Source organism: Pararhizobium polonicum, assembly GCF_001687365.1.
GTDB classification, from domain to species: Bacteria; Pseudomonadota; Alphaproteobacteria; order Rhizobiales; family Rhizobiaceae; genus Pararhizobium; species Pararhizobium polonicum.
The window spans coordinates 205,145-224,621 of sequence record NZ_LGLV01000007.1 but is presented as its reverse complement, the minus strand read 5'-3'; the positions used below and the strand labels follow the sequence as shown (position 1 = coordinate 224,621).

15 protein-coding genes and 1 pseudogene are annotated in these 19,477 nt (G+C 63.5%); 11 read left to right on the top strand and 5 right to left on the bottom strand.

The genetic code is table 11. The annotated features are described in order from the left end of the window. The first annotated feature begins 35 nt into the window (after positions 1-35). The 6 genes from ADU59_RS11930 (at position 36) to ADU59_RS11905 (ending at position 9,599) form a co-directional block, all read left to right on the top strand. Complete coding sequence (locus ADU59_RS11930; RefSeq protein ID WP_099050806.1) at positions 36-2,501, top strand: glycogen/starch/alpha-glucan phosphorylase; 2,466 nt, start codon at positions 36-38, stop codon at positions 2,499-2,501. Beyond that, positions 2,498-4,708: a 1,4-alpha-glucan branching protein GlgB gene (gene glgB / locus ADU59_RS11925; RefSeq protein ID WP_068954342.1), complete on the top strand. Its 2,211-nt coding sequence runs from the start codon at positions 2,498-2,500 to the stop codon at positions 4,706-4,708. The genes ADU59_RS11930 and glgB overlap by 4 nt, the downstream gene beginning before the upstream one ends. 122 nt (positions 4,709-4,830) lie before the next feature. Further along, complete coding sequence (gene glgC / locus ADU59_RS11920) at positions 4,831-6,090, top strand: glucose-1-phosphate adenylyltransferase (RefSeq protein ID WP_068954341.1); 1,260 nt, start codon at positions 4,831-4,833, stop codon at positions 6,088-6,090. A 2-nt stretch (positions 6,091-6,092) separates the two neighbouring features. Then, positions 6,093-7,532, top strand: coding sequence for a glycogen synthase GlgA (gene glgA, locus ADU59_RS11915; RefSeq protein WP_068954340.1), 1,440 nt, complete (start codon positions 6,093-6,095; stop codon positions 7,530-7,532). A 4-nt stretch (positions 7,533-7,536) separates the two neighbouring features. After that, complete coding sequence (locus ADU59_RS11910; protein ID WP_068954339.1) at positions 7,537-9,165, top strand: alpha-D-glucose phosphate-specific phosphoglucomutase; 1,629 nt, start codon at positions 7,537-7,539, stop codon at positions 9,163-9,165. 224 nt (positions 9,166-9,389) lie between these two features. Then, the gene (locus ADU59_RS11905) at positions 9,390-9,599 is read left to right on the top strand and encodes a hypothetical protein (protein WP_068954338.1); all 210 of its coding nucleotides are present in this window, start codon (positions 9,390-9,392) and stop codon (positions 9,597-9,599) included. An 18-nt stretch (positions 9,600-9,617) separates the two neighbouring features. Here the strand turns inward: ADU59_RS11905 and ADU59_RS11900 are convergent, their stop codons facing one another. Beyond that, on the bottom strand, positions 9,618-10,544 hold the full coding sequence (locus ADU59_RS11900) for an aldo/keto reductase (protein WP_068954337.1): 927 nt from the start codon (positions 10,542-10,544) through the stop codon (positions 9,618-9,620). Positions 10,545-11,048: 504 nt separating this feature from the next. Continuing rightward, positions 11,049-11,285, bottom strand: a complete 237-nt coding sequence (locus tag ADU59_RS11895; RefSeq protein ID WP_068954336.1) for a DUF1127 domain-containing protein — start codon at positions 11,283-11,285, stop codon at positions 11,049-11,051. A gap of 96 nt (positions 11,286-11,381) precedes the next feature. Here ADU59_RS11895 and ADU59_RS11890 point away from each other — a divergent pair, with 96 nt between their 5' ends. The 5 genes and pseudogenes from ADU59_RS11890 to ADU59_RS11875 form a co-directional block, all read left to right on the top strand. After that, positions 11,382-12,275 carry a LysR family transcriptional regulator gene (locus tag ADU59_RS11890; protein ID WP_068954539.1) on the top strand — a complete coding sequence of 298 codons (894 nt, stop codon included), beginning with the start codon at positions 11,382-11,384 and terminating at the stop codon, positions 12,273-12,275. Between the two features lie 142 nt (positions 12,276-12,417). After that, entirely contained in the window at positions 12,418-14,391 is a 1,974-nt protein-coding gene (glgX, locus tag ADU59_RS11885) for a glycogen debranching protein GlgX (RefSeq protein ID WP_068954335.1), read from the top strand. An 83-nt stretch (positions 14,392-14,474) separates the two neighbouring features. Then, positions 14,475-14,963, top strand: a complete 489-nt coding sequence (locus ADU59_RS11880) for a MaoC family dehydratase (protein ID WP_068954334.1) — start codon at positions 14,475-14,477, stop codon at positions 14,961-14,963. Further along, the gene (locus tag ADU59_RS31155; RefSeq protein WP_244506421.1) at positions 14,956-15,162 is read left to right on the top strand and encodes a hypothetical protein; all 207 of its coding nucleotides are present in this window, start codon (positions 14,956-14,958) and stop codon (positions 15,160-15,162) included. The genes ADU59_RS11880 and ADU59_RS31155 overlap by 8 nt, the downstream gene beginning before the upstream one ends. Then, positions 15,090-15,413: pseudogene (locus ADU59_RS11875) on the top strand (DUF2332 family protein); the annotation flags it as partial. The gene ADU59_RS31155 and the pseudogene ADU59_RS11875, both read left to right, overlap by 73 nt. Before the next feature lie 169 nt (positions 15,414-15,582). Here ADU59_RS11875 and ADU59_RS11870 read toward each other — a convergent pair. From ADU59_RS11870 to ADU59_RS11860, 3 genes are read right to left on the bottom strand one after another with little or no spacing between them, the layout of a single operon-like run. Continuing rightward, positions 15,583-16,146 carry a sarcosine oxidase subunit gamma gene (locus tag ADU59_RS11870; protein WP_068954333.1) on the bottom strand — a complete coding sequence of 188 codons (564 nt, stop codon included), beginning with the start codon at positions 16,144-16,146 and terminating at the stop codon, positions 15,583-15,585. Beyond that, positions 16,139-19,132, bottom strand: a complete 2,994-nt coding sequence (locus tag ADU59_RS11865; RefSeq protein ID WP_068954332.1) for a sarcosine oxidase subunit alpha — start codon at positions 19,130-19,132, stop codon at positions 16,139-16,141. Before ADU59_RS11865 ends, ADU59_RS11870 begins: the two co-directional genes overlap by 8 nt. Next, a complete protein-coding gene (locus ADU59_RS11860; RefSeq protein WP_068954331.1) occupies positions 19,129-19,473 on the bottom strand; it encodes a sarcosine oxidase subunit delta in 345 nt (114 codons plus the stop codon). The genes ADU59_RS11865 and ADU59_RS11860 overlap by 4 nt, the downstream gene beginning before the upstream one ends. Positions 19,474-19,477 lie beyond the last annotated feature (4 nt).

Below are 19,477 nucleotides of genomic sequence, written 5' to 3'. Positions count from 1 at the left end.
TCTCCCAAACCGCACGCAGAGGGTAACCCTTTTCCATGATCGATCGTTTGTCCAACGAAAAAATTCCCAGCGCCGCGCCCCGCGAATCGAACGCTGGAGTTCTCGCCCAGGAAATCATCGAACGCCTCACCTACCGCATCGGCAAGGACCCGAAAGTCGCCAAGCCCCACGACTGGCTGACGGCCGCGATCCTCGTCGTGCGCGACCGCATCACCGACAAATGGATGGAATCGACCCGCAAGGCCTACGCCACCGATGCCAAGCGGGTCTATTACCTCTCGCTCGAATTCCTGATCGGCCGCCTGATGCGCGATGCCGTCACCAATATCGGCCTGATGGACGAACTGCGCGAGGCGCTTGCCTCCTTCGGCGTCGATATCGATGTCATCGCCGCCCTTGAGCCGGATGCAGCGCTCGGCAACGGCGGTCTCGGCCGTCTGGCTGCCTGTTTCATGGAATCGATGGCGACCGTCGATATCCCGGCCTATGGCTATGGCATCCGCTACGTGCACGGCCTCTTCCGCCAGCAGATGGCCGATGGCTGGCAGGTGGAGCTGCCGGAAACCTGGCTTGCCCACGGCAACCCCTGGGAATTCGAGCGCCGCGAAAGCTCCTACGAAATCGGTTTCGGCGGCTCGGTCGAAACCGTCAATGTCGACGAGGAAGTGACCCGCTACGTCTGGAAACCGGCCGAGCGCGTCATCGCCACGGCCTGCGATACGCCGGTGGTCGGCTGGCGTGCCAAGCGCGTCAACACCCTGCGCCTGTGGACCGCCCATCCGATCGATCCGATCCTGCTCGACGCCTTCAATGCCGGCGACCACATCGGCGCGCTGCGCGAAAGCAACAAGGCGGAAAGTCTCGCCCGCGTCCTCTATCCGGCCGACGCCACGCCTGCCGGCCAGGAACTGCGCCTGCGCCAGGAGTTCTTCTTCTCCTCCGCCTCGCTTCAGGACATCCTGCGCCGCCATCTGCAGCAATATCCGGATTTCACCTCGCTCGCCGACAAGGTCGCCATCCAGCTCAACGACACCCATCCGGCCGTCTCCGTCGCCGAACTCGTCCGCCTTTTGACCGACGTGCACGGCATGGATTTCGAAGCCGCCTGGGATATCGCCCGCCACACCTTCTCCTACACCAACCACACGCTTCTGCCGGAAGCGCTGGAAACCTGGCCGGTGCCGCTATTCGAGCGCCTGTTGCCGCGCCACATGCAGATCGTCTACGCGATCAACGCCAAGATCCTGCTGGAGGCGCGCAAGCAGAAGAGCCATAGCGACCAGGAGGTCCGCAATATCTCGCTGATCGACGAGAGCGGCGACCGCCGCGTGCGCATGGGCAATCTCGCCTTTGTCGGCTCGCACTCTATCAACGGCGTTTCCGCCCTTCATACCGAGCTAATGAAGGAAACGGTCTTTGCCGATCTCCATCGGCTCTACCCGACACGCATCAACAACAAGACCAACGGCATTACCCCGCGCCGCTGGCTGATGCAGTGCAATCCCGACCTGGTGACGCTGATCCGCGGCGCCATCGGCGATGAATTCATGGACAATACCGAAGCCCTGCAGGCCCTCGACGCCTTTGCCGACAAGCCCGACTTTCAGGAGCAGTTCGCAAGGATCAAGCGGTCCAACAAGGTCAAGCTCGCCCAACTGGTCCAGAGCCGCATGGGCATCCGGCTCGATCCGTCAGCGATGTTCGATATCCAGATCAAGCGCATCCACGAATACAAGCGCCAACTGCTCAACATCGTCGAGGCGATTTCGCTCTACGACCAGATCCGCTCGCATCCCGAACTCGACTGGGTGCCGCGGGTCAAGCTGTTCGCCGGCAAGGCGGCGCCGAGCTATCACAATGCCAAGCTGATCATCAAGCTTGCCAATGATGTCGCCAAGGTCATCAACAACGACCCGTCGGTGCGCGGCCTTCTGAAGATCGTCTTCATTCCCAACTACAACGTCTCGCTGGCCGAGATCATGGTCCCGGCGGCAGACCTTTCGGAGCAGATTTCGACGGCCGGCATGGAAGCGTCGGGAACCGGCAACATGAAATTCGCGTTGAACGGGGCGCTGACCATCGGAACGCTGGATGGCGCCAACGTCGAAATGCGGGACTGGGTCGGTGCGGACAACATCAAGATTTTCGGAATGACGGCGGACGAAGTCTCCAAGGTGCGCGCCGAGGGTCACAACCCCCGCGCCATCATCGAGCAGTCGCGCGAGCTGTCGCAGGCGCTGTTTGCGATTTCCTCCGGCGTCTTCTCGCCGGATGACCGCAACCGCTTCACCGGCCTGATCGATGGCATCTACAATCACGACTGGTTCATGGTGGCGGCCGATTTCGATGCCTATGCCACGGCGCAGCGCGAGGTGGACGCCATCTGGACCGATACGGCCAGCTGGTATTCCAAGACCATCCGCAACACCGCGCGCATGGGCTGGTTTTCCTCCGACCGTACAATCCGGCAATATGCCGGGGAAATCTGGAGAGCTGGATGACAATAGTGCCAAAAGACGCCACGCCTGCCGTCCCGCCAGCCAGCCTGTCGACGGAAGAGATAGCGGCGATCCTCGCTGGCACGCATAGCAATCCGTTCGCAGCCCTCGGCGTCCATCCGGCCGGCAAGGACTTCGTTGCCCGCTGTTTCATCCCCGGCGCCGAGACGGTGAGCGTCGAGACACTGGCCGGCAAGGATATCGGCGCGCTTGCCCGGCGCGACGATGCCGGCTTCTTCGAAGGCCCGGTTGCCGTCAAGAAGACCCAGCCGGTCCGCTACCGCGCCCGCAATCCCGGCGGCGAGTGGACCGTCACCGATCCCTACAGCTTCGGTCCCGTGCTCGGGCCGATGGACGACTATTACATCCGCGAAGGCTCGCATCTGCGGCTGTTCGACAAGATGGGCGCGCATCCGATCAGGCACGACGGCTCCGACGGATTTCACTTCGCCGTCTGGGCGCCCAATGCGCGGCGCGTCTCGGTCGTCGGCGATTTCAACGAATGGGATGGCCGCCGGCATGTCATGCGGCTGCGTCAGGACACCGGCATCTGGGAAATCTTCGTGCCCGATGTCCAGTCCGGCGCCATCTACAAATACGAGGTTGTCGGCAAGAACGGCGAACTGCTGCCGCTGAAGGCCGATCCCTTTGCCCGCCGCTCGGAACTGCGCCCGAAGAATGCGTCGGTGACGACGGGCGAGATCGCGCAGGTCTGGCAGGACGAGGCGCACCGGGCCCATTGGGCAAGCGTCGATGCGCGCCGCCAGCCGATCTCGATCTATGAAGTCCATGCCGCTTCCTGGCAGCGCCGCGACAATGGCGACATGCTGACCTGGGACGAGATGGCCGAACGGCTGATCCCTTACTGCGTCGACATGGGCTTTACCCATATCGAGTTCCTGCCGGTCACCGAATATCCCTACGATCCGTCCTGGGGATACCAGACCACCGGCCTTTATGCGCCGACCGCCCGCTTCGGCGAGCCGGAAGGTTTTGCCCGCTTCGTCAACGGTGCCCACAAGGTCGGCGTCGGCGTCATTCTGGATTGGGTTCCAGCGCATTTCCCGACCGATGCGCATGGCCTGCGCTGGTTCGACGGCACCGCCCTTTACGAGCACGAGGATCCGCGCCAAGGCTATCACCCCGACTGGAACACCGCGATCTACAATTTCGGCCGCGCCGAGGTGTTTTCCTACCTCGTCAACAATGCGCTCTACTGGGCGGAGAAATTCCACCTCGATGGCCTGCGCGTCGATGCGGTCGCCTCGATGCTCTATCTCGACTATTCCCGCAAGCACGGCGAATGGGTGCCGAACGAGTATGGCGGCAACGAAAACCTCGACACGGTCCGCTTCCTGCAGACCATGAACAAGGAAGTCTATGGCAGCCATCCCGGCATCATCACCATCGCCGAGGAATCCACCTCCTGGCCGAAAGTCTCCGCCCCGGTTCATGCCGGCGGACTGGGCTTCGGCTTCAAGTGGAACATGGGCTTCATGCACGACACGCTGCAATATCTGCAGCGCGAGCCGATCCACCGCAAGCACCACCACAACGACCTGACCTTCGGCCTGCTCTATGCCTTCAGCGAGAATTTCGTGCTGCCGCTTTCCCACGACGAGGTGGTGCACGGCAAGGGTTCGCTGATCGCCAAGATGGCCGGAGACGACTGGCAGAAATTCGCCAATCTGCGCGCCTACTATGGATTCATGTGGGGCTACCCCGGCAAGAAGCTGCTGTTCATGGGCCAGGAATTCGCCCAGTGGCAGGAATGGGCGGAAGACCGTTCGCTCGACTGGAACCTGCTCGAATACCCGATGCACGAGGGCATGCGCCGGTTGGTGCGTGACTTGAACGGCACCTACCGCAACAAGGCGGCACTTCACGCCCATGACTGCGAAGGCGACGGCTTCGAATGGCTGATCGCCGACGACCGCGAGAATTCGGTCTTTGCTTGGCTGCGCAAGGCGCCCGGCGAAAAGATGATCGCCGTGATCAGCAACTTCACCCCCGTCTACCGGGAGAATTACACCATACCGCTGCCCGTGGAGGGGCGGTGGAAGGAGATCCTCAACAGCGATGCCGAGATCTACGGCGGCAGCGGAAAGGGCAACGGAGGGGCCGTCCAGGCGGTAAAAAACAGTTCAGGCATGATAACGGCCACCATCACATTGCCGCCACTTGCGACATTGATGCTGGAGCAGGATTAGCGCGTTGCAAGGCCGGCCGCAGGGCCTGGCCGGGCGGCACGTCAGAAGAATATTTGGAGAGGACACTGGTCCAAAGGACGGCTGTACCGCTCCTGGGAACCATACTATCGGGAGGAAAATCAATGGAAAAACGAATACAGCCCCTCGCCCGTGACGCAATGGCCTATGTCCTTGCCGGCGGCCGCGGAAGCCGCCTGAAGGAACTGACCGACCGTCGCGCCAAGCCCGCGGTCTATTTCGGCGGCAAGGCCCGCATCATCGACTTCGCGCTGTCCAACGCGCTGAACTCCGGTATCCGCCGCATCGGCGTCGCCACGCAGTACAAGGCGCATTCGCTGATCCGCCACCTGCAGAACGGCTGGAACTTCTTCCGCCCCGAACGAAACGAAAGCTTCGACATCCTGCCCGCCTCCCAGCGCGTCTCCGAGACGCAGTGGTACGAAGGCACCGCCGACGCCGTCTATCAGAACATCGACATCATCGAGGATCATGGCGTCGAATACATGGTCATCCTGGCCGGCGACCATATCTATAAAATGGACTACGAACTCATGCTGCAGCAGCATGTGGACAGTGGCGCCGACGTCACCATCGGCTGCCTCGAGGTGCCGCGCATGGAAGCCACCGGCTTCGGCGTCATGCATGTCGACGAAAAGGACCAGATCATCGCCTTCGTCGAAAAGCCGGCCGACCCGCCGGGCATTCCCGGCAATCCGGAGATGGCGCTGGCGTCGATGGGCATCTACGTCTTCCACACCAAGTTCCTGATGGACGTGCTGCGCCGCGATGCCGCCGATCCGACGTCGAGCCGCGACTTCGGCAAGGACATCATCCCCTATATCGTCCAGCACGGCAAAGCCGTTGCCCACCGCTTCAACCAGTCCTGCGTCCGCTCCGATTTCGAGCGCGAGGCCTACTGGCGCGATGTCGGCACGATCGACGCCTACTGGCAGGCCAATATCGACCTCACCCACGTCACCCCGGAACTCGACATCTACGACGGCACCTGGCCGATCTGGACCTTCGCCGAAATCAAGCCGCCGGCGAAATTCGTCCATGACGACGAAAACCGCCGCGGCTCGGCGACCTCCTCGCTGGTGTCAGGCGACTGCATCATTTCCGGCGCCTCGCTCAACCGCTCGATGCTGTTTACCGGGGTGCGGGTCAATTCCTACTCCCGTCTCGACGGCGCCGTGATCCTGCCGAACGTCAGGATCGGCCGGCATACGCAGCTGAGCAATGTCATCATCGACAGCCGCGTCGTCATTCCGGAAGGCCTTGTCGTCGGCGAAGATCCGGAATTCGATGCCAAGCGTTTCCGCCGCTCGGAAAACGGCGTCTGCCTGATTACCCAGGCGATGATCGACAAGCTGGACATGTGAGCATGGAGGTTCTGTCCGTCGCATCGGAAGTCTTTCCGCTGATCAAGACAGGGGGTCTCGCCGACGTGGCGGGCGCCCTGCCTTTTGCGATGAAGCCGCATGGCGTGCGCATGCGCACGCTGATGCCCGGTTATCCGACGGTCATGCAGAAGATCGTCAAGCCGCAGGTAATCGGCGGCTTCGACAATCTCTTCGGTTCTCCAGCCTCGATCCTCGCGGTGGATCACGACGGCCTCGATCTTCTCGTGCTCGACGCGCCGCACCTGTTTGATCGCGACGGCGGCCCCTATGTCGATACGACGGGGCGTGACTATCCCGACAATTTCCGCCGCTTCGCCGCCCTGTCGCTGGCCGCGGCCGAGATCGCCGGCGGCCTGCTGCCGAGCTGGAAACCGGACCTCGTCCATGTCCATGACTGGCAGGCGGCGCTGACGCCGGTCTATATGCGCTTTGGCCCCGCGTATGCGGTACCCACGGTGCTGACCATCCACAACATCGCCTTCCAGGGTCAGTTCGGCCCGGATATCTTTGCGGAACTGGCGTTGCCGCCGGAAGCCTTTTCGATGAGCTATGTCGAATATTTCGGCGATGTCGGTTTCCTCAAGGGCGGCTTGCAGACGGCCAGCGCCATCACCACCGTCAGCCCCTCCTATGCCCAGGAAATCCTCACGCCCGAATTCGGCATGGGCTTCGAGGGCCTGCTGACCTCGCGCCTTTCCAGCCTCTCCGGCATCGTCAACGGCATCGACACCGATGTCTGGGACCCGCAGACGGACAGGCACATCGCCGAGACCTATAGCGCGACTTCGCTGAAGAAACGCGAAGCCAACCGCAAGGCGCTGTCAGCCCATTTCGGCTTCGACACTGCGCCCGGCCCGATCTTCTGCGTCGTCAGCCGGCTCACCTGGCAAAAGGGCATGGACGTGCTGGCCGAGGTGATCGACGATATCGTTCACAATGGCGGCAAGCTGGCCGTGCTCGGCTCCGGCGATCCGGCGCTGGAAAGCGCCTTCATCGCCGCCGCGGCGCGCTATCCCGGCCGGGTCGGCATGGCGGTCGGCTACAACGAGCCGCTGTCGCACCTGATGCAGGCGGGCGCCGACGCCATCCTCATCCCCTCGCGCTTCGAGCCCTGCGGCCTCACCCAGCTTTACGGCCTGCGCTACGGCTGCGTGCCGATCGTTGCCCATACCGGCGGCCTTGCCGATACGATCATCGATGCCAACGAGGCAGCGCTGTCAGCCAAGGTCGCGACCGGTTTCCAGTTCTCGCCAGTCTCCGCTGCGAGCTTGCGCCAGGCCCTGCGCCGCGCCTTTACCGCCTACCGGCAACCGAAACTCTGGGCCCGCCTCCAGGCCCAGGGCATGAAATCAGACGTTTCCTGGGATATGAGCGCGCATCGTTATGCCGATCTTTATTCCAGTCTTCTTGCGAAAGGCTAAGACCATGATCAGAACCGTTCAAACCACGCCCTACAAGGACCAGAAGCCCGGAACCTCCGGCCTGCGCAAGAAGGTGCCGGTCTTCCAGCAGACGAATTATGCCGAGAATTTCATCCAGTCGATCTTCAACAGCCTCGAAGGCTTCAGGGGCGAAACGCTGGTGATCGGCGGCGACGGCCGCTACTACAACCGCGAGGTCATCCAGATCGCCATCAAGATGGCGGCGGCCAACGGCTTCGGCCGCGTGCTCGTCGGCCGTGGCGGCATCCTGTCGACGCCGGCCGCCTCCAACGTCATCCGCAAGTACAAGGCCTTCGGCGGCATCGTCTTGTCGGCCAGCCACAATCCCGGCGGCCCGACCGAGGATTTCGGCATCAAGTACAATATCGGCAATGGCGGCCCGGCCCCGGAAAAGGTCACCGACGCGATCTATGCCGGCACAAGGACGATCGAGACCTACAAGATCGCCGAGGTGGCCGACATCAATCTCGATACGGAAGGCAGCCAGAACGTCGCCGGCATGGAAGTCGTCGTCATCGATCCGGTCACCGACTATGCCGAACTGATGGAAAAGCTGTTCGACTTCCCGGCGATCCGCAACCTGATCGGCGGCGGCTTCCGCATCGTCTTCGATGCCATGAGCGCGGTGACCGGCCCCTATGCCAAGGAAATCCTCGAAAACCGGCTGGGCGCCGCCAAGGGCTCGGTACTCAACTTCATTCCGCTGCCCGATTTCGGCGGCCACCATCCGGACCCCAACCTCGTCCATGCCCGCGCGCTCTATGAGGAGATGATGGGCGATGACGCGCCGGACTTCGGCGCGGCCTCGGACGGCGACGGCGACCGCAACCTGATCATCGGCAAGGGCATCTTCATCACCCCCTCCGACAGCCTGGCCATGCTGGCCGCCAATGCCAGCCTCGCCCCGGGTTATTCCAAGGGCCTTGCCGGCATCGCCCGCTCGATGCCGACCAGCGCTGCCGCCGACCGCGTCGCCGAAAAGCTCGGCATCGGCATCTACGAGACGCCGACCGGCTGGAAATTCTTCGGCAACCTGATGGATGCCGGCCTCGTCACCATCTGCGGCGAGGAAAGTGCCGGCACCGGCTCCAACCACGTGCGCGAAAAGGACGGCCTCTGGGCGGTGCTGCTCTGGCTCAACATTCTGGCCGTGCGCATGGAAAGCGTCCAGGATATCGCCCGCCAGCATTGGACCACCTATGGCCGCAACTACTATTCCCGCCACGACTATGAAGAGGTCGACGCGGACGCCGCCAACGGCCTGGTGACGGCGCTGCGCGACCAGCTCGCCACCCTGCCCGGCAAGACCTTCGGCAAGCTGAAAGTCGCCACCGCCGACGACTTTTCCTACAATGATCCGATCGACAAATCGGTCAGCAACAACCAGGGCATCCGCATCCTGTTCGAAGGCGGCTCCCGCGTCGTCTTCCGCCTGTCGGGCACCGGCACCTCGGGCGCAACCCTGCGCGTCTATATCGAACGCTACGAACCCGATGCCTCCAGGCACGACACCGAGACGCAAGCAGCCCTTGCCGACCTGATCGCCGTCGCCGACGAGATCGCCGGCATCAAGACCCGCACCGGCCGCACCGAACCGACTGTCATTACCTGACCGGATGCGTTAGAGGGAGGCGTATGGAGAAAGACCCCCTCTGGCCTGTCGGCCATCTCCCCCACAAGGGGGGAGAGATCCTGCCGCAAAAGCTTGTTTTTAAGCCACGGACAGAACGGCAGGCCAAGCCCCTCCCCCTTGTGGGGAGGGGTTGGGGAGGGGACTTTTTTCATATGCGATAGCCTTGCCCCTAAACCAAACCCAGCCACGAAAGAACCGCGACAATGACCGACGACGAACTTGTCGCCCTCTACAAGGCCGGAAAATTCAAGGAAGCGCTGACGGCCGCCATCGGCGAAAACGGCAAATCCAAATCCACCCCCACCCGCCTCGTCATGGACAAGCAGGCCGGCAAGCTGCGCTGCTACCGGGGCAACAAGCGCGTCGAGAAGGACGCACAGGGTGAGTGGCAGCTGGTGAAACTGCTGGGGTGATAGCCCTATCGTCGGCCTTTACGGCACCGGCCGCCCGCTTGCCACTTCCAGAACCTGAAACCAGTCCTGCAGATCGAATTCGATCTCCGTCGCCCGCGCCAGCGCCGTCACCCGTTCAGGATCGGTCGAACCGATGATCGGCAGTGGCTTCGACGGCAGGCGCAGCAGCCAGGCAAGCGCCATCGTGCCCGGACCGGGCATTCCATAGTGCTCCGCAAGGCTGGTCAAAAGATCGACGAGCTGCGGATTGCCTTTCTCCCGGTCAAACAGACGGCCGCCCCCCAGCGGCGACCACGCCATCGGCACAATCCCGTAATTGACGCATGCGTCCAGCGTCCCATCATAGAGCGGCGCAGTGTGCGTCACCGAAAGCTCGATCTGGTTTGCCATCAGCGGAATGGTCAGTTTCGATTGCAGCATCGAAAACTGCGATGGCGTATAGTTCGAAACACCCACGGCCCGCGTCTTGCCTTCTGCAACCAGCGCTTCCAGAACCTCTGCCACCTCGGCTGCGTCCAGCAGGGGATCGGGCCGGTGCAGAAGCAGCAGATCGACATGATCGACCTTCAGGTTGCGCAGCGAATTCTCCAGCGACCGGCGGATATGATCCGCCGTGCTGTTATAGTGCTTGACGCGATGCTCCGGACGCGCCGGGCCGGTCAGCGCGATGCCGCATTTCGTCACCAGCTCGATCCTGTTGCGCAGGTCCGGGCGGGTGGCCAGCATCTCGCCGAACAGCGCCTCGACGCGGTAGCCGCCATAGATATCCGCATGGTCGATCGTGGTAATCCCTGCATCGAGGCAGGTATCGACGGTGCGGGCGATCGAGGCGATCTCGCTCGTTTCCCGGTTGTTGGCGATGCGAAAGGCGCCCCAGACCAGCCGCGAAAATTCCGGACCGTCACGATGAATCTTGAGGCGGGACGCGATAGTGCTGGATGACATGGCGCTCACTCGGCGGTTTGTGAAACGGACGAGACCGGTTCACGGCTGCGGTCTCCAACGTATAGAGGCCTGACAAACCCGGCACAACGGATGGACACGAAACCGCCCCTCGACACAAAAATCATCCCCGTAAATCCCCGCCTTTGAAACCTGTGTCATCCTGACGTCGTTCCGCCCATGGATACGCTGCCAGACGTGGCAGTGAGGCGGGGCCGGTGCCGGATGGTGGACAGACGTAAGCCTTCATCCGGTGGACGAACAGAAAAAGGTTTCCCTCCGCAGGCTGAAGCTGCTGCGGGCGTGCTTGTGAGCACACAGGGTTGACGCGAATGTCGGCCGTAGAGGAACCGGAGTTGCCGCCGACGACCACCGAACGGGGCGCTGGAAGGCGTCATATAAAATTACTTTGTCCTCGGCACTTTTCAGCGCCCCGGCCAAGTGAATGAACAAGCAAAACCACGGCGGATCTTCCGGGCGTGGGCAAAGGTGTTGATGTCGGTGGTCTCAACACCAGAACCATGATTTTGCGATCTCGCTGCCGGCTTCCCGGCGCGTCACGCCGATATCCTGAAGCTGCTCGTCGCTGAGTTCGGAAAGGGCGATCCGGCCGCTGCGTTTCTCGAAATAACGGGCCACCTGCGAAAGCAAGGCCAGCCAGCGGCTTTTCAGGGATATCCGGCGCGACGGGACAGCATCCGGCGCCAGCAATTCCGGTTTGTCGCCGGGGTAGTCCATCGTCATCTCGGTCAATCTCCGCGTTCAACTCCCCTCACCATGCGCTGGATTTTGATATTAAAGAAGATTATGATCTTTATGCTTTCCATAAGGAATTCTTCGGTGTCTCTCAGCCTCGACCAGCTCCACTCCTTCATTCACGTCGCCGAGCTCGGAAGCTTTACGGCCGCCGCCGAAAAGGTCGGCCTCACCCAGCCGGCCATCAGCCTCCAGATCAAGCTGCTGGAACAGCGCCTCGGCGTCCGGCTGATCGAACGGGTCGGTCGGCGCGCGCAGCCGACCCCGGCGGGCCACGACCTTCTCGTTCACGCCCGACGGATCATCCAGGACGTGGCCGGGGCCGAAGAGGCGATGATCCCGCACCGGAGCAGCGTTGCGGGCCGCGTCCGCATCGGCAGCGGCGCCACGGCCTTCATCCACCTGCTGCCGCAGGCGATCCTCAAGGCGAAAACCGGAATGCCCGGCCTGGACATCACGGTTCGCATCGGCAATGCCCATGACATCCTGCTCGATCTGGAATCGAATGTGCTCGATCTCGCCGTGGTCACCCTGCCGGCATCGGGACGATCGCTTGCGGTCGAGGAGTTCTACGAGGATGAACTGATGGCCGTCGCCCCCAAAGGCACGGCGATGCCCCCGCAGGGACCGGACGCCGCCTTCATGAATGAGCAGACGCTCCTCGTCTACGAAGGCGGCAACACCCGCCGCAGCATCGAGCAATGGATGTCCGCCGGCGGCATCCGGCTCAAGCCCGCCATGGAGTTCGGCAGCGTCGAGGCGATCAAGGAACTGGTCGCCGCCGGTCTCGGATGGTCCATCCTGCCCGGACTGTCGCTGAAGCGGGACCGGAGCGACTTTCTGGAAGCCTGCCCGGTCCGCCCGAAGCTGGTGCGCAAGCTGGGCATCGTCATGCGCCGCGACAAGCATCTCACCCGCGGGCTGCGGGAGGTCGTAAAGGCGCTTCGGGACGCGAAAACGATGCCGGTGGGAGGCTGATGGTAGGTCCACCGCCCCCTCGAGGGGAGGGTGAAACATACCGCTTGCAACATCCGCCAAAGCGGGGACAAATCGCTGTTAAACCAATCCGGTACGAAGCCGCATCCCGACTGCTCCCCGCCCGCCAGTTCAAGGTGACCCGATGCCAGACCCCACCGCCATCTTTCCCCCCGGAGCCACGCCAACACCGAACGGAACCGAATTCGCCGTCTGGTCCGCCTCCGCCTCCGGCATCGAACTCTGCCTCTACGACGCAACCGGCGACCGGGAAATCCGCCGCCTGCCGATGCAGAAGGGAACGGATGGCTGGCACCGGCTGTCCGTCTCGCAGGCTCCTGCCGGCACCCGCTACGGCTTTCGCGCCTGGGGGGCCTATGCGCCGGATGACGGTCTCTGGTTCGATCCCGCCAAACTGCTGGTCGACCCCTATGCCCGCGAACTCGACCGCCCCTTCCGCCATGATCCGCGCCTGTCCGTCTTCGGCGACGACACCGCCGATCTCGTGCCGAAAGCCATCGTCACGGAGCTACGGACCGTGCAGCCGCAAGCCCCGCTTTTTGAGACCGGCGGCCTGATCTACGAAATCGCCGTGCGGCCCTTCACCATGCTGCATCCGGGCATTCCGGAGCCCCTGCGCGGCACGGTCGCGGCGCTCGCCCATCCCGCCGTCATCGCCCATCTGAAGCGCATCGGCGTCTCCGCCGTCGAGCTGATGCCGATCACCGCCTGGATCGACGAGCGCCACCTGCCGCCGCTGGGGCTGACCAACGGCTGGGGCTACAATCCCATCGCCTTCATGGCGCTCGACCCGCGCCTCGTGCCCGGCGGCATGGCCGAGCTGCGCGACACCGTGGCAGCGCTGCATGAAGCAGGCATCGGCGTCATCCTCGATCTGGTCTTCAACCATTCCGGCGAAAGCGACCGGCTGGGCGCGACGCTGTCGATGCGCGGCCTCGACAACCAAACCTACTATCGCCACGCCGAAGGCCGGCCCGGCGAACTGATCAACGACACCGGCTGCGGCAACACGATCGCCTGCGACCACCCCGTCGTGCGCCAGCTCATCCTCGACAGCCTGCGCCATTTCGTGAATACCGCCGGCATCGACGGCTTCCGTTTCGATCTCGGCTCCATTCTCGGCCGCGATGCGAACGGTTTCCGCAGCGATGCCGCCCTCTTCACCGAAATACTGGCCGATCCGGTGCTGAAGGACCGCGTCCTGATCGCCGAACCGTGGGATATCGGCCCGGGCGGCTACCAGCTCGGCAATTTCCCGGCCCCCTTTCTCGAATGGAATGACCGGGCCCGCGACGACCTGCGCCGCACCTGGCGCGGCGACCGTCCCATCGTCGGCGCTCTGGCAACGGCGCTGGCCGGCTCGTCGAATATCTTTTCCCGAAACGGCGGCCAGCAAACCCGCAGCGTCAATTTCATCGCCGCCCATGACGGCTTCACGCTGATGGATCTCGTCTCCTATGCCGGCAAGCACAACGAAGCCAACGGCGAGGACAATCGCGACGGCCACAGCGACAACCAGTCCTGGAACAATGGCGCCGAGGGCGCGACGGACGATCCGGACATTCTGGCCTTCCGCGGCCGCGATGTGATGGGCCTGCTGTCGACCCTGTTTGCCACGCGTGGCACCATCATGCTGACGGCCGGCGACGAAGGCGGCCGCAGCCAGCGCGGCAACAACAACGCCTATTGCCAGGACAACGCCATCACCTGGGTCGACTGGGCGGCGCTTGACGACACGCTCATCGCCCACACCGCCGCCCTGTCGCAGATCCGCCTGCGCTTCGATGTCTTCCGCGAAACCGCCTTCTTCACTGGAAACGGCGATGTCGAATGGCTGCGGCTCGACGGCCAGCCGATGGGCGTCGCGGACTGGGAGAGCGACACCACCGACACTCTGGCGATGCTGCTGACCACCGGGGACGCCGTTCAGGACAAACGCACCCGGCTTGCCGTGGTGATCAACCGCAGTCACGCGCCGCAGCCGTATCAATTGCCAGTGCGGCCGGGTGTCCGCTGGCAAACCCTCCTGCCCCCGGCCGATACCGGCAGCGGCACGATCGCCGCCCGCAGCGTCAGTTTCCTCGCCGAAATATTATGAGCCTATACGGCCCGCCTGATTGCCGTTTTTCAAAAGAGCGGCATATAGAGAAAACGGGGGGATGTTTTTGATCGGAAGAGAGAATGCCGCAGGAAATTTCACTGTCTGACGTCAAGGATCTGGTCGGCAAGGAAATCGGGATCTCCGACTGGATAACCGTATCGCAAAAAACCATCGACGGTTTTGCCGATGCCACCGACGACCACCAGTTCATCCATACCGACCCGGTGCGCGCCGCCGCCGAAACGCCCTTCGGCGGCACGATCGCACACGGGTTTCTGTCACTCTCGCTCTTGTCGGCGATGAACTACAATTGCGTGCCGCGCGTGCGCGAGCAGACCATGGGCATCAACTACGGCTTCGACAAGGTGCGCTTCATGACGCCGGTGAAAAGCGGCGCCAAAGTGCGCGGCCGTTTCACCATGGCCGAGGCGCGCTTTCGCGGCGCCGGCATGCTGATGGTCACCTATGACGTCACCGTTGATATCGAGGGCGAACGCAAACCGGCGCTCACCGCCACCTGGCTGACGATCATCCAGTTCGACCCGAAGGACCGGCCGGACGATGCCTGAAGAACCCGCGACAGACCAGACCGTCCGTCTCGCGTTCGAAAAGCAGGCCAGCGCCTGCCGTGGTCTCGGCTCGCCCTTTACCGCGCAGCTGTGCACGCTGGCTGCCGGACGGCTGACGGCCAGACGGTCGAAAAGGCCGATGCGGTGGACTGGCTGCAACGGCGGCTTCGGCCCGTCCACGAGGGCCATGTGCATGTGATCTACCATACGATCGCCTGGCAATATCTGCCCAGGGCTTCACAGGAAAGAGGCGATGCGCTGATTGCCGCCGCCGGAGCACGCGCAACGGCGAGCGCACCTCTGGCACGCCTGCAGATGGAGGCGGACGACCAGAAGCACAGCGCCGCACTCAGCCTGCAGATCTGGCCGTCAGGCGAAAGACACCCGATCGGCCGCGCCGATTTTCACGGCCGCTGGGTGGAATGGACCGGCTGGCCCGGGGCTCATTGAGGCACGTTGACTTCGACAGCGGCACGGCCCCTCACCCTAACCCTCTCCCCGCAAGCGGGGCGAGGGGACGACCGAGTTTGCGGCTTGGTCCTTCTCCCCGTCAGAACGGGGAGAAGGTGGCCGACAGGCCGGATGAGGGGCTGATCACATCAGCGCATGCTAACGACGATCAATTCCCCGCATCCTCGGCAGCCTCATTCAGAAGCGCCGAAACATAGGGCGAAAACGACCGCCAGCACTCGACCCGGAACGCATCTTCACCCGTGCGCAACAGCACGATCTCGGCCTTGGCCAGAACGGTGCGCGAGCAGGCGCCGACCGGGAAGGCGGCCAGCGACAGGTCCTGCGGGCAGCCGCCATTGATGGCCACTTCGGCGCCACGGCCCTTGACGAGGATCGCCGTGTTGCGGTGGGAGATGTCGGTCGCCGAATGCAGCACGCCGCTCGACGCGACCGCCGCCATCAGGTCGGCCTCGTTTTCGTCGATCACCAGCCACTCGTCCGGACCAAGCCAGAGCGCATGGCGGCCATTGGCGGAGGCCGAAGTCTTGGCCTTCACCGGCAGCGACAGGCCAAGCGCGCCGGACAGCGCGGCCACGGCATCGGGTTTGGCCCTGAGCGAGATCCGGGTTGCGGGTGCGGCGACGGAAAGCGAAGCGGCGCCGGAGCCGCCGTGGAAGCCTGCGAGAGGCAGGGTACGCGTTGCCAGATCAGCCCCAATCAGTTCAGCCATGGATACGGCCTCCTTCCTTGTCAAAGAACACCATATCGCTCACCTCGACGGCGATCGTCTTGTCCGGCATCGGCACATAGAGCGTCTGGCCGATCTTCGCCTTGCCGCCGGCCACCAGCGCCAGAGCGATCGAGCGGCCGCAGTTTTCCGACCAGTAGGACGAGGTCACATGGCCGATCATCGTCATCGGCAGCGGCTGGTTGGGATCGGCAACGATCTGCGCGCCCTCCTCCAGCACGGCCTTCGGATCCTTGGTCAGAAGGCCGACAAGCTGCTTGCGGCCATCGGCCACCAGATCGGGACGGCGCAGGCCGCGGATGCCGACGAAGTCCGGCTTTTTCTTGCCGACAGCCCAGGAAAGCGACGCATCGTCCGGGGTCACGGTACCGTCCGTATCCTGACCGACGATGATATAGCCCTTCTCGGCGCGCAGGATGTGCATCGCCTCGGTGCCATAGGCGCAGGCGCCGAGCGCTTGCGCCCGCTCATAGATCGCAGCCCAGACGGCCGGGCCGAAATCGGCAGGCACGTTGACTTCGAAGCCGGTCTCGCCGGTGAACGACATGCGGAACAACCGGGTCGGCACGCCGCAGACCTTGCCCTCGCGAACGCTCATATGCGGGAAGGCTTCGTTCGACAGATCGATACCCTCCACCAGCGGCGCGATGATTTCGCGCGCCTTCGGACCCTGGACCGCGATGACGGCCCACTGTTCGGTGGCAGAGGTCAGCCAGACGTTCAGATGCGGGAACTCGGTCTGGAGATAGTCCTCCATATGGTTCATGACGCGGGCAGCACCGCCGGTCGTCGTCGTCACATGGAAACGATCCTCCGCCATGCGGCCGACGACACCGTCGTCATAGACGAAGCCGTCCTCGCGCAGCATGATGCCATAGCGGCAGCGGCCGGGCTTCAGCGTATCCCAGCTGTTGGTGTAGATCAGGTTGAGGAACTGCGCCGCATCCGGGCCGACCACCTCGATCTTGCCGAGCGTCGAGGCATCGAAGATGCCGGCGACGTCGCGCACCGTCTTGCACTCGCGGTTGACGGCCTGATGCATGTCTTCGCCGGCACGCGGATAATACCAGGCGCGCTTCCATTGGCCGACATCCTCGAACACAGCACCCTGTGCTTCTTCCAGAGCATGCATCGGCGTCTTGCGGGTCGGGTCGAACAGTTCGCCGCGCGAATGGTTGATCAGCGTCCCGAACGTCACCGGCGTATAGGGCGCACGGAAGGTGGTGAGACCGACCTTGGGGATTTCGCGGCCGAGCGTTTCGGCGGCGATCGCCAGACCATGGATGTTGGACAGCTTGCCCTGATCGGTCGCCATGCCATTGGTGGTAAAGCGCTTGATGTGCTCGATCGAGTGCATGCCTTCGCGCACGGCAAGGCGGATATCCTTGGCGCAGACGTCGTTCTGGAAGTCGATGAAGGCCTTGACCGTGGTGTCCGGTCCGGCCCCTTCGGCGCTCCCGGCCATGCCGCCGGTCCAGGCAAAGGCGTTCGCGCCCTGAAGCGCGAGCTTTTCCGAAGCGGTGAAGCCGGATGCATTCGACATCAGCTCGCCGGCCGCCAGCGATTCCTCGATGGTTGCCTGCAGGTCGTTGGTGCCGTTGCAGGCGCCGACGGAGAGGCAATCCTGCGCGTAAGTGCCGGGCAGGAAGCGCTGGGTCTCATTGTCATAGGCGACCTTGCCGCGCGACTGCGAGAACATATGCACCGATGGCGTCCAGCCGGCCGACATCAGCAGCGCGTCGATGGCGATCTTGCGGGCAGCACCGCCGCCGTTGCGGGCAACGGACATCGAGGAAACCCTGAGCTTGCCGCCGGTATCGACGACGCCGTGACCGGCCAGAACCTCGATGCCGAGCGCCCGGGCTTCGGCCAGAACGCCCTCGCCCGGCTGCTCTCGGCTATCGACGATGGCAGCGATGGTGACACCGGCGCGCTTGAGGTCGAAGGCAGCTTCATAGGCCGAGTCGTTGGCCGTATAGACGCCGACCTTCTTGCCGACAGCGACGCCGAAATGGTTGAGGAAGGTCCGCGCCGCCGAGGCCAGCATGATGCCGGGCCGGTCGTTGTTGGCAAACACCATGTGGCGTTCGATGGCGCCGGTGGCGATGATGACGCGCTTGGCGCGGACCTGCCAGAGGCGCTCGCGCGGCAGCTTGCGATCGGGCTTGGCCAGATGTTCGGTGACGCGCTCGTTGAGGCCGACGAAATTCTGGGCGTAGTAGCCGAACGCCGTGGTGCGCGGCAGCACGGTGACGTTGTCCATCTTGGCGAGCTTCGCAGCCGTGCCTTGAGCCCAGGCAAAGCCGTCCTGACCGTCGATGGTGACGCTCTTGTCATAGTGCAGCGCCCCGCCGACTTCCGGCTGCTCGTCGCAGATGATGACACGGGCGCCGGTCTTGGCAGCAGCAAGCGCCGCCGAAAGGCCGGCCACGCCCGCACCGATCACCAGCACGTCGCAATGGGCGTAGCGGCTGGAATAATGGTCGGTATCGTCCTCGGTCGGCGAGACGCCGAGACCGGCGGCCGCGCGGATCTGCGGCTCGTAGACATGCTTCCAGGCCTGCTTCGGCCACATGAAGGTCTTGTAGTAGAAGCCGGCGGCAAAGAACGGTGCCAACAGGTTGTTGACCGCGCCGACGTCGAAGGAAAGCGACGGCCAGCGGTTCTGCGAGATCACCTTCATGCCGTCGAACACGTCCTGCACGGTGGCGCGCACGTTCGGCTGCTTGCGGGCGGCGTCGCGCTCGACGCCGATCAGCGCGTTCGGCTCTTCCGCACCGGCCGATACGATGCCGCGCGGGCGATGGTACTTGAACGAACGGCCGACGAGATGGACGCCGTTGGCCAGCAGTGCGGAGGCAACGGTATCGCCTTCAAGGGCCGCATAGCTCTTGCCATCGAAAAAGAAACGGGCGGTTTTTGCAGGGGTGAGACGGCCTGCACCGGGGATACGATTGGCGCCGCTCATTTCGCGTCCGACTCCGTGGCTTCATGGGTTTCGACTGGGGCGGCAGCGGCGGGACGCAGCGTGCTGACATCCGGCTTCGGCAGACCGGCCTTGTAGGTGGTCAGGAACTTGTCGCTGACGGTATCGCGGGCCGCATTGAAGAAACGGCCGCAGCCGTTCAGATGCCGCCAGCGCTCGAAGGTGAGGCCCTTGAAATTGTCGCGCAGGAAGAAGAACGCCTCGAATTCTTCATCCGTCATCTCGGTCATGTTGGTCGGACGGGCGATGTGGGCGTCGCCGGCCTGGCGGAATTCGAGCTCGGAACGCTCTTCCTCGCAATAGGGGCAATAGATCAGAAGCATGGTG

Coding starts and splice junctions, on each gene's coding strand:
- ADU59_RS11930 (WP_099050806.1), top strand. CDS start 36: ATGATCGATCGTTTGTCCAACGAAAAAATTCCCAGCGCCGCGCCCCGC.
- glgB (WP_068954342.1), top strand. CDS start 2,498: ATGACAATAGTGCCAAAAGACGCCACGCCTGCCGTCCCGCCAGCCAGC.
- glgC (WP_068954341.1), top strand. CDS start 4,831: ATGGAAAAACGAATACAGCCCCTCGCCCGTGACGCAATGGCCTATGTC.
- glgA (WP_068954340.1), top strand. CDS start 6,093: ATGGAGGTTCTGTCCGTCGCATCGGAAGTCTTTCCGCTGATCAAGACA.
- ADU59_RS11910 (WP_068954339.1), top strand. CDS start 7,537: ATGATCAGAACCGTTCAAACCACGCCCTACAAGGACCAGAAGCCCGGA.
- ADU59_RS11905 (WP_068954338.1), top strand. CDS start 9,390: ATGACCGACGACGAACTTGTCGCCCTCTACAAGGCCGGAAAATTCAAG.
- ADU59_RS11900 (WP_068954337.1), bottom strand. CDS start 10,544: ATGTCATCCAGCACTATCGCGTCCCGCCTCAAGATTCATCGTGACGGT.
- ADU59_RS11895 (WP_068954336.1), bottom strand. CDS start 11,285: ATGACGATGGACTACCCCGGCGACAAACCGGAATTGCTGGCGCCGGAT.
- glgX (WP_068954335.1), top strand. CDS start 12,418: ATGCCAGACCCCACCGCCATCTTTCCCCCCGGAGCCACGCCAACACCG.
- ADU59_RS11880 (WP_068954334.1), top strand. CDS start 14,475: ATGCCGCAGGAAATTTCACTGTCTGACGTCAAGGATCTGGTCGGCAAG.
- ADU59_RS31155 (WP_244506421.1), top strand. CDS start 14,956: ATGCCTGAAGAACCCGCGACAGACCAGACCGTCCGTCTCGCGTTCGAA.
- ADU59_RS11870 (WP_068954333.1), bottom strand. CDS start 16,146: ATGGCTGAACTGATTGGGGCTGATCTGGCAACGCGTACCCTGCCTCTC.
- ADU59_RS11865 (WP_068954332.1), bottom strand. CDS start 19,132: ATGAGCGGCGCCAATCGTATCCCCGGTGCAGGCCGTCTCACCCCTGCA.
- ADU59_RS11860 (WP_068954331.1), bottom strand. CDS start 19,473: ATGCTTCTGATCTATTGCCCCTATTGCGAGGAAGAGCGTTCCGAGCTC.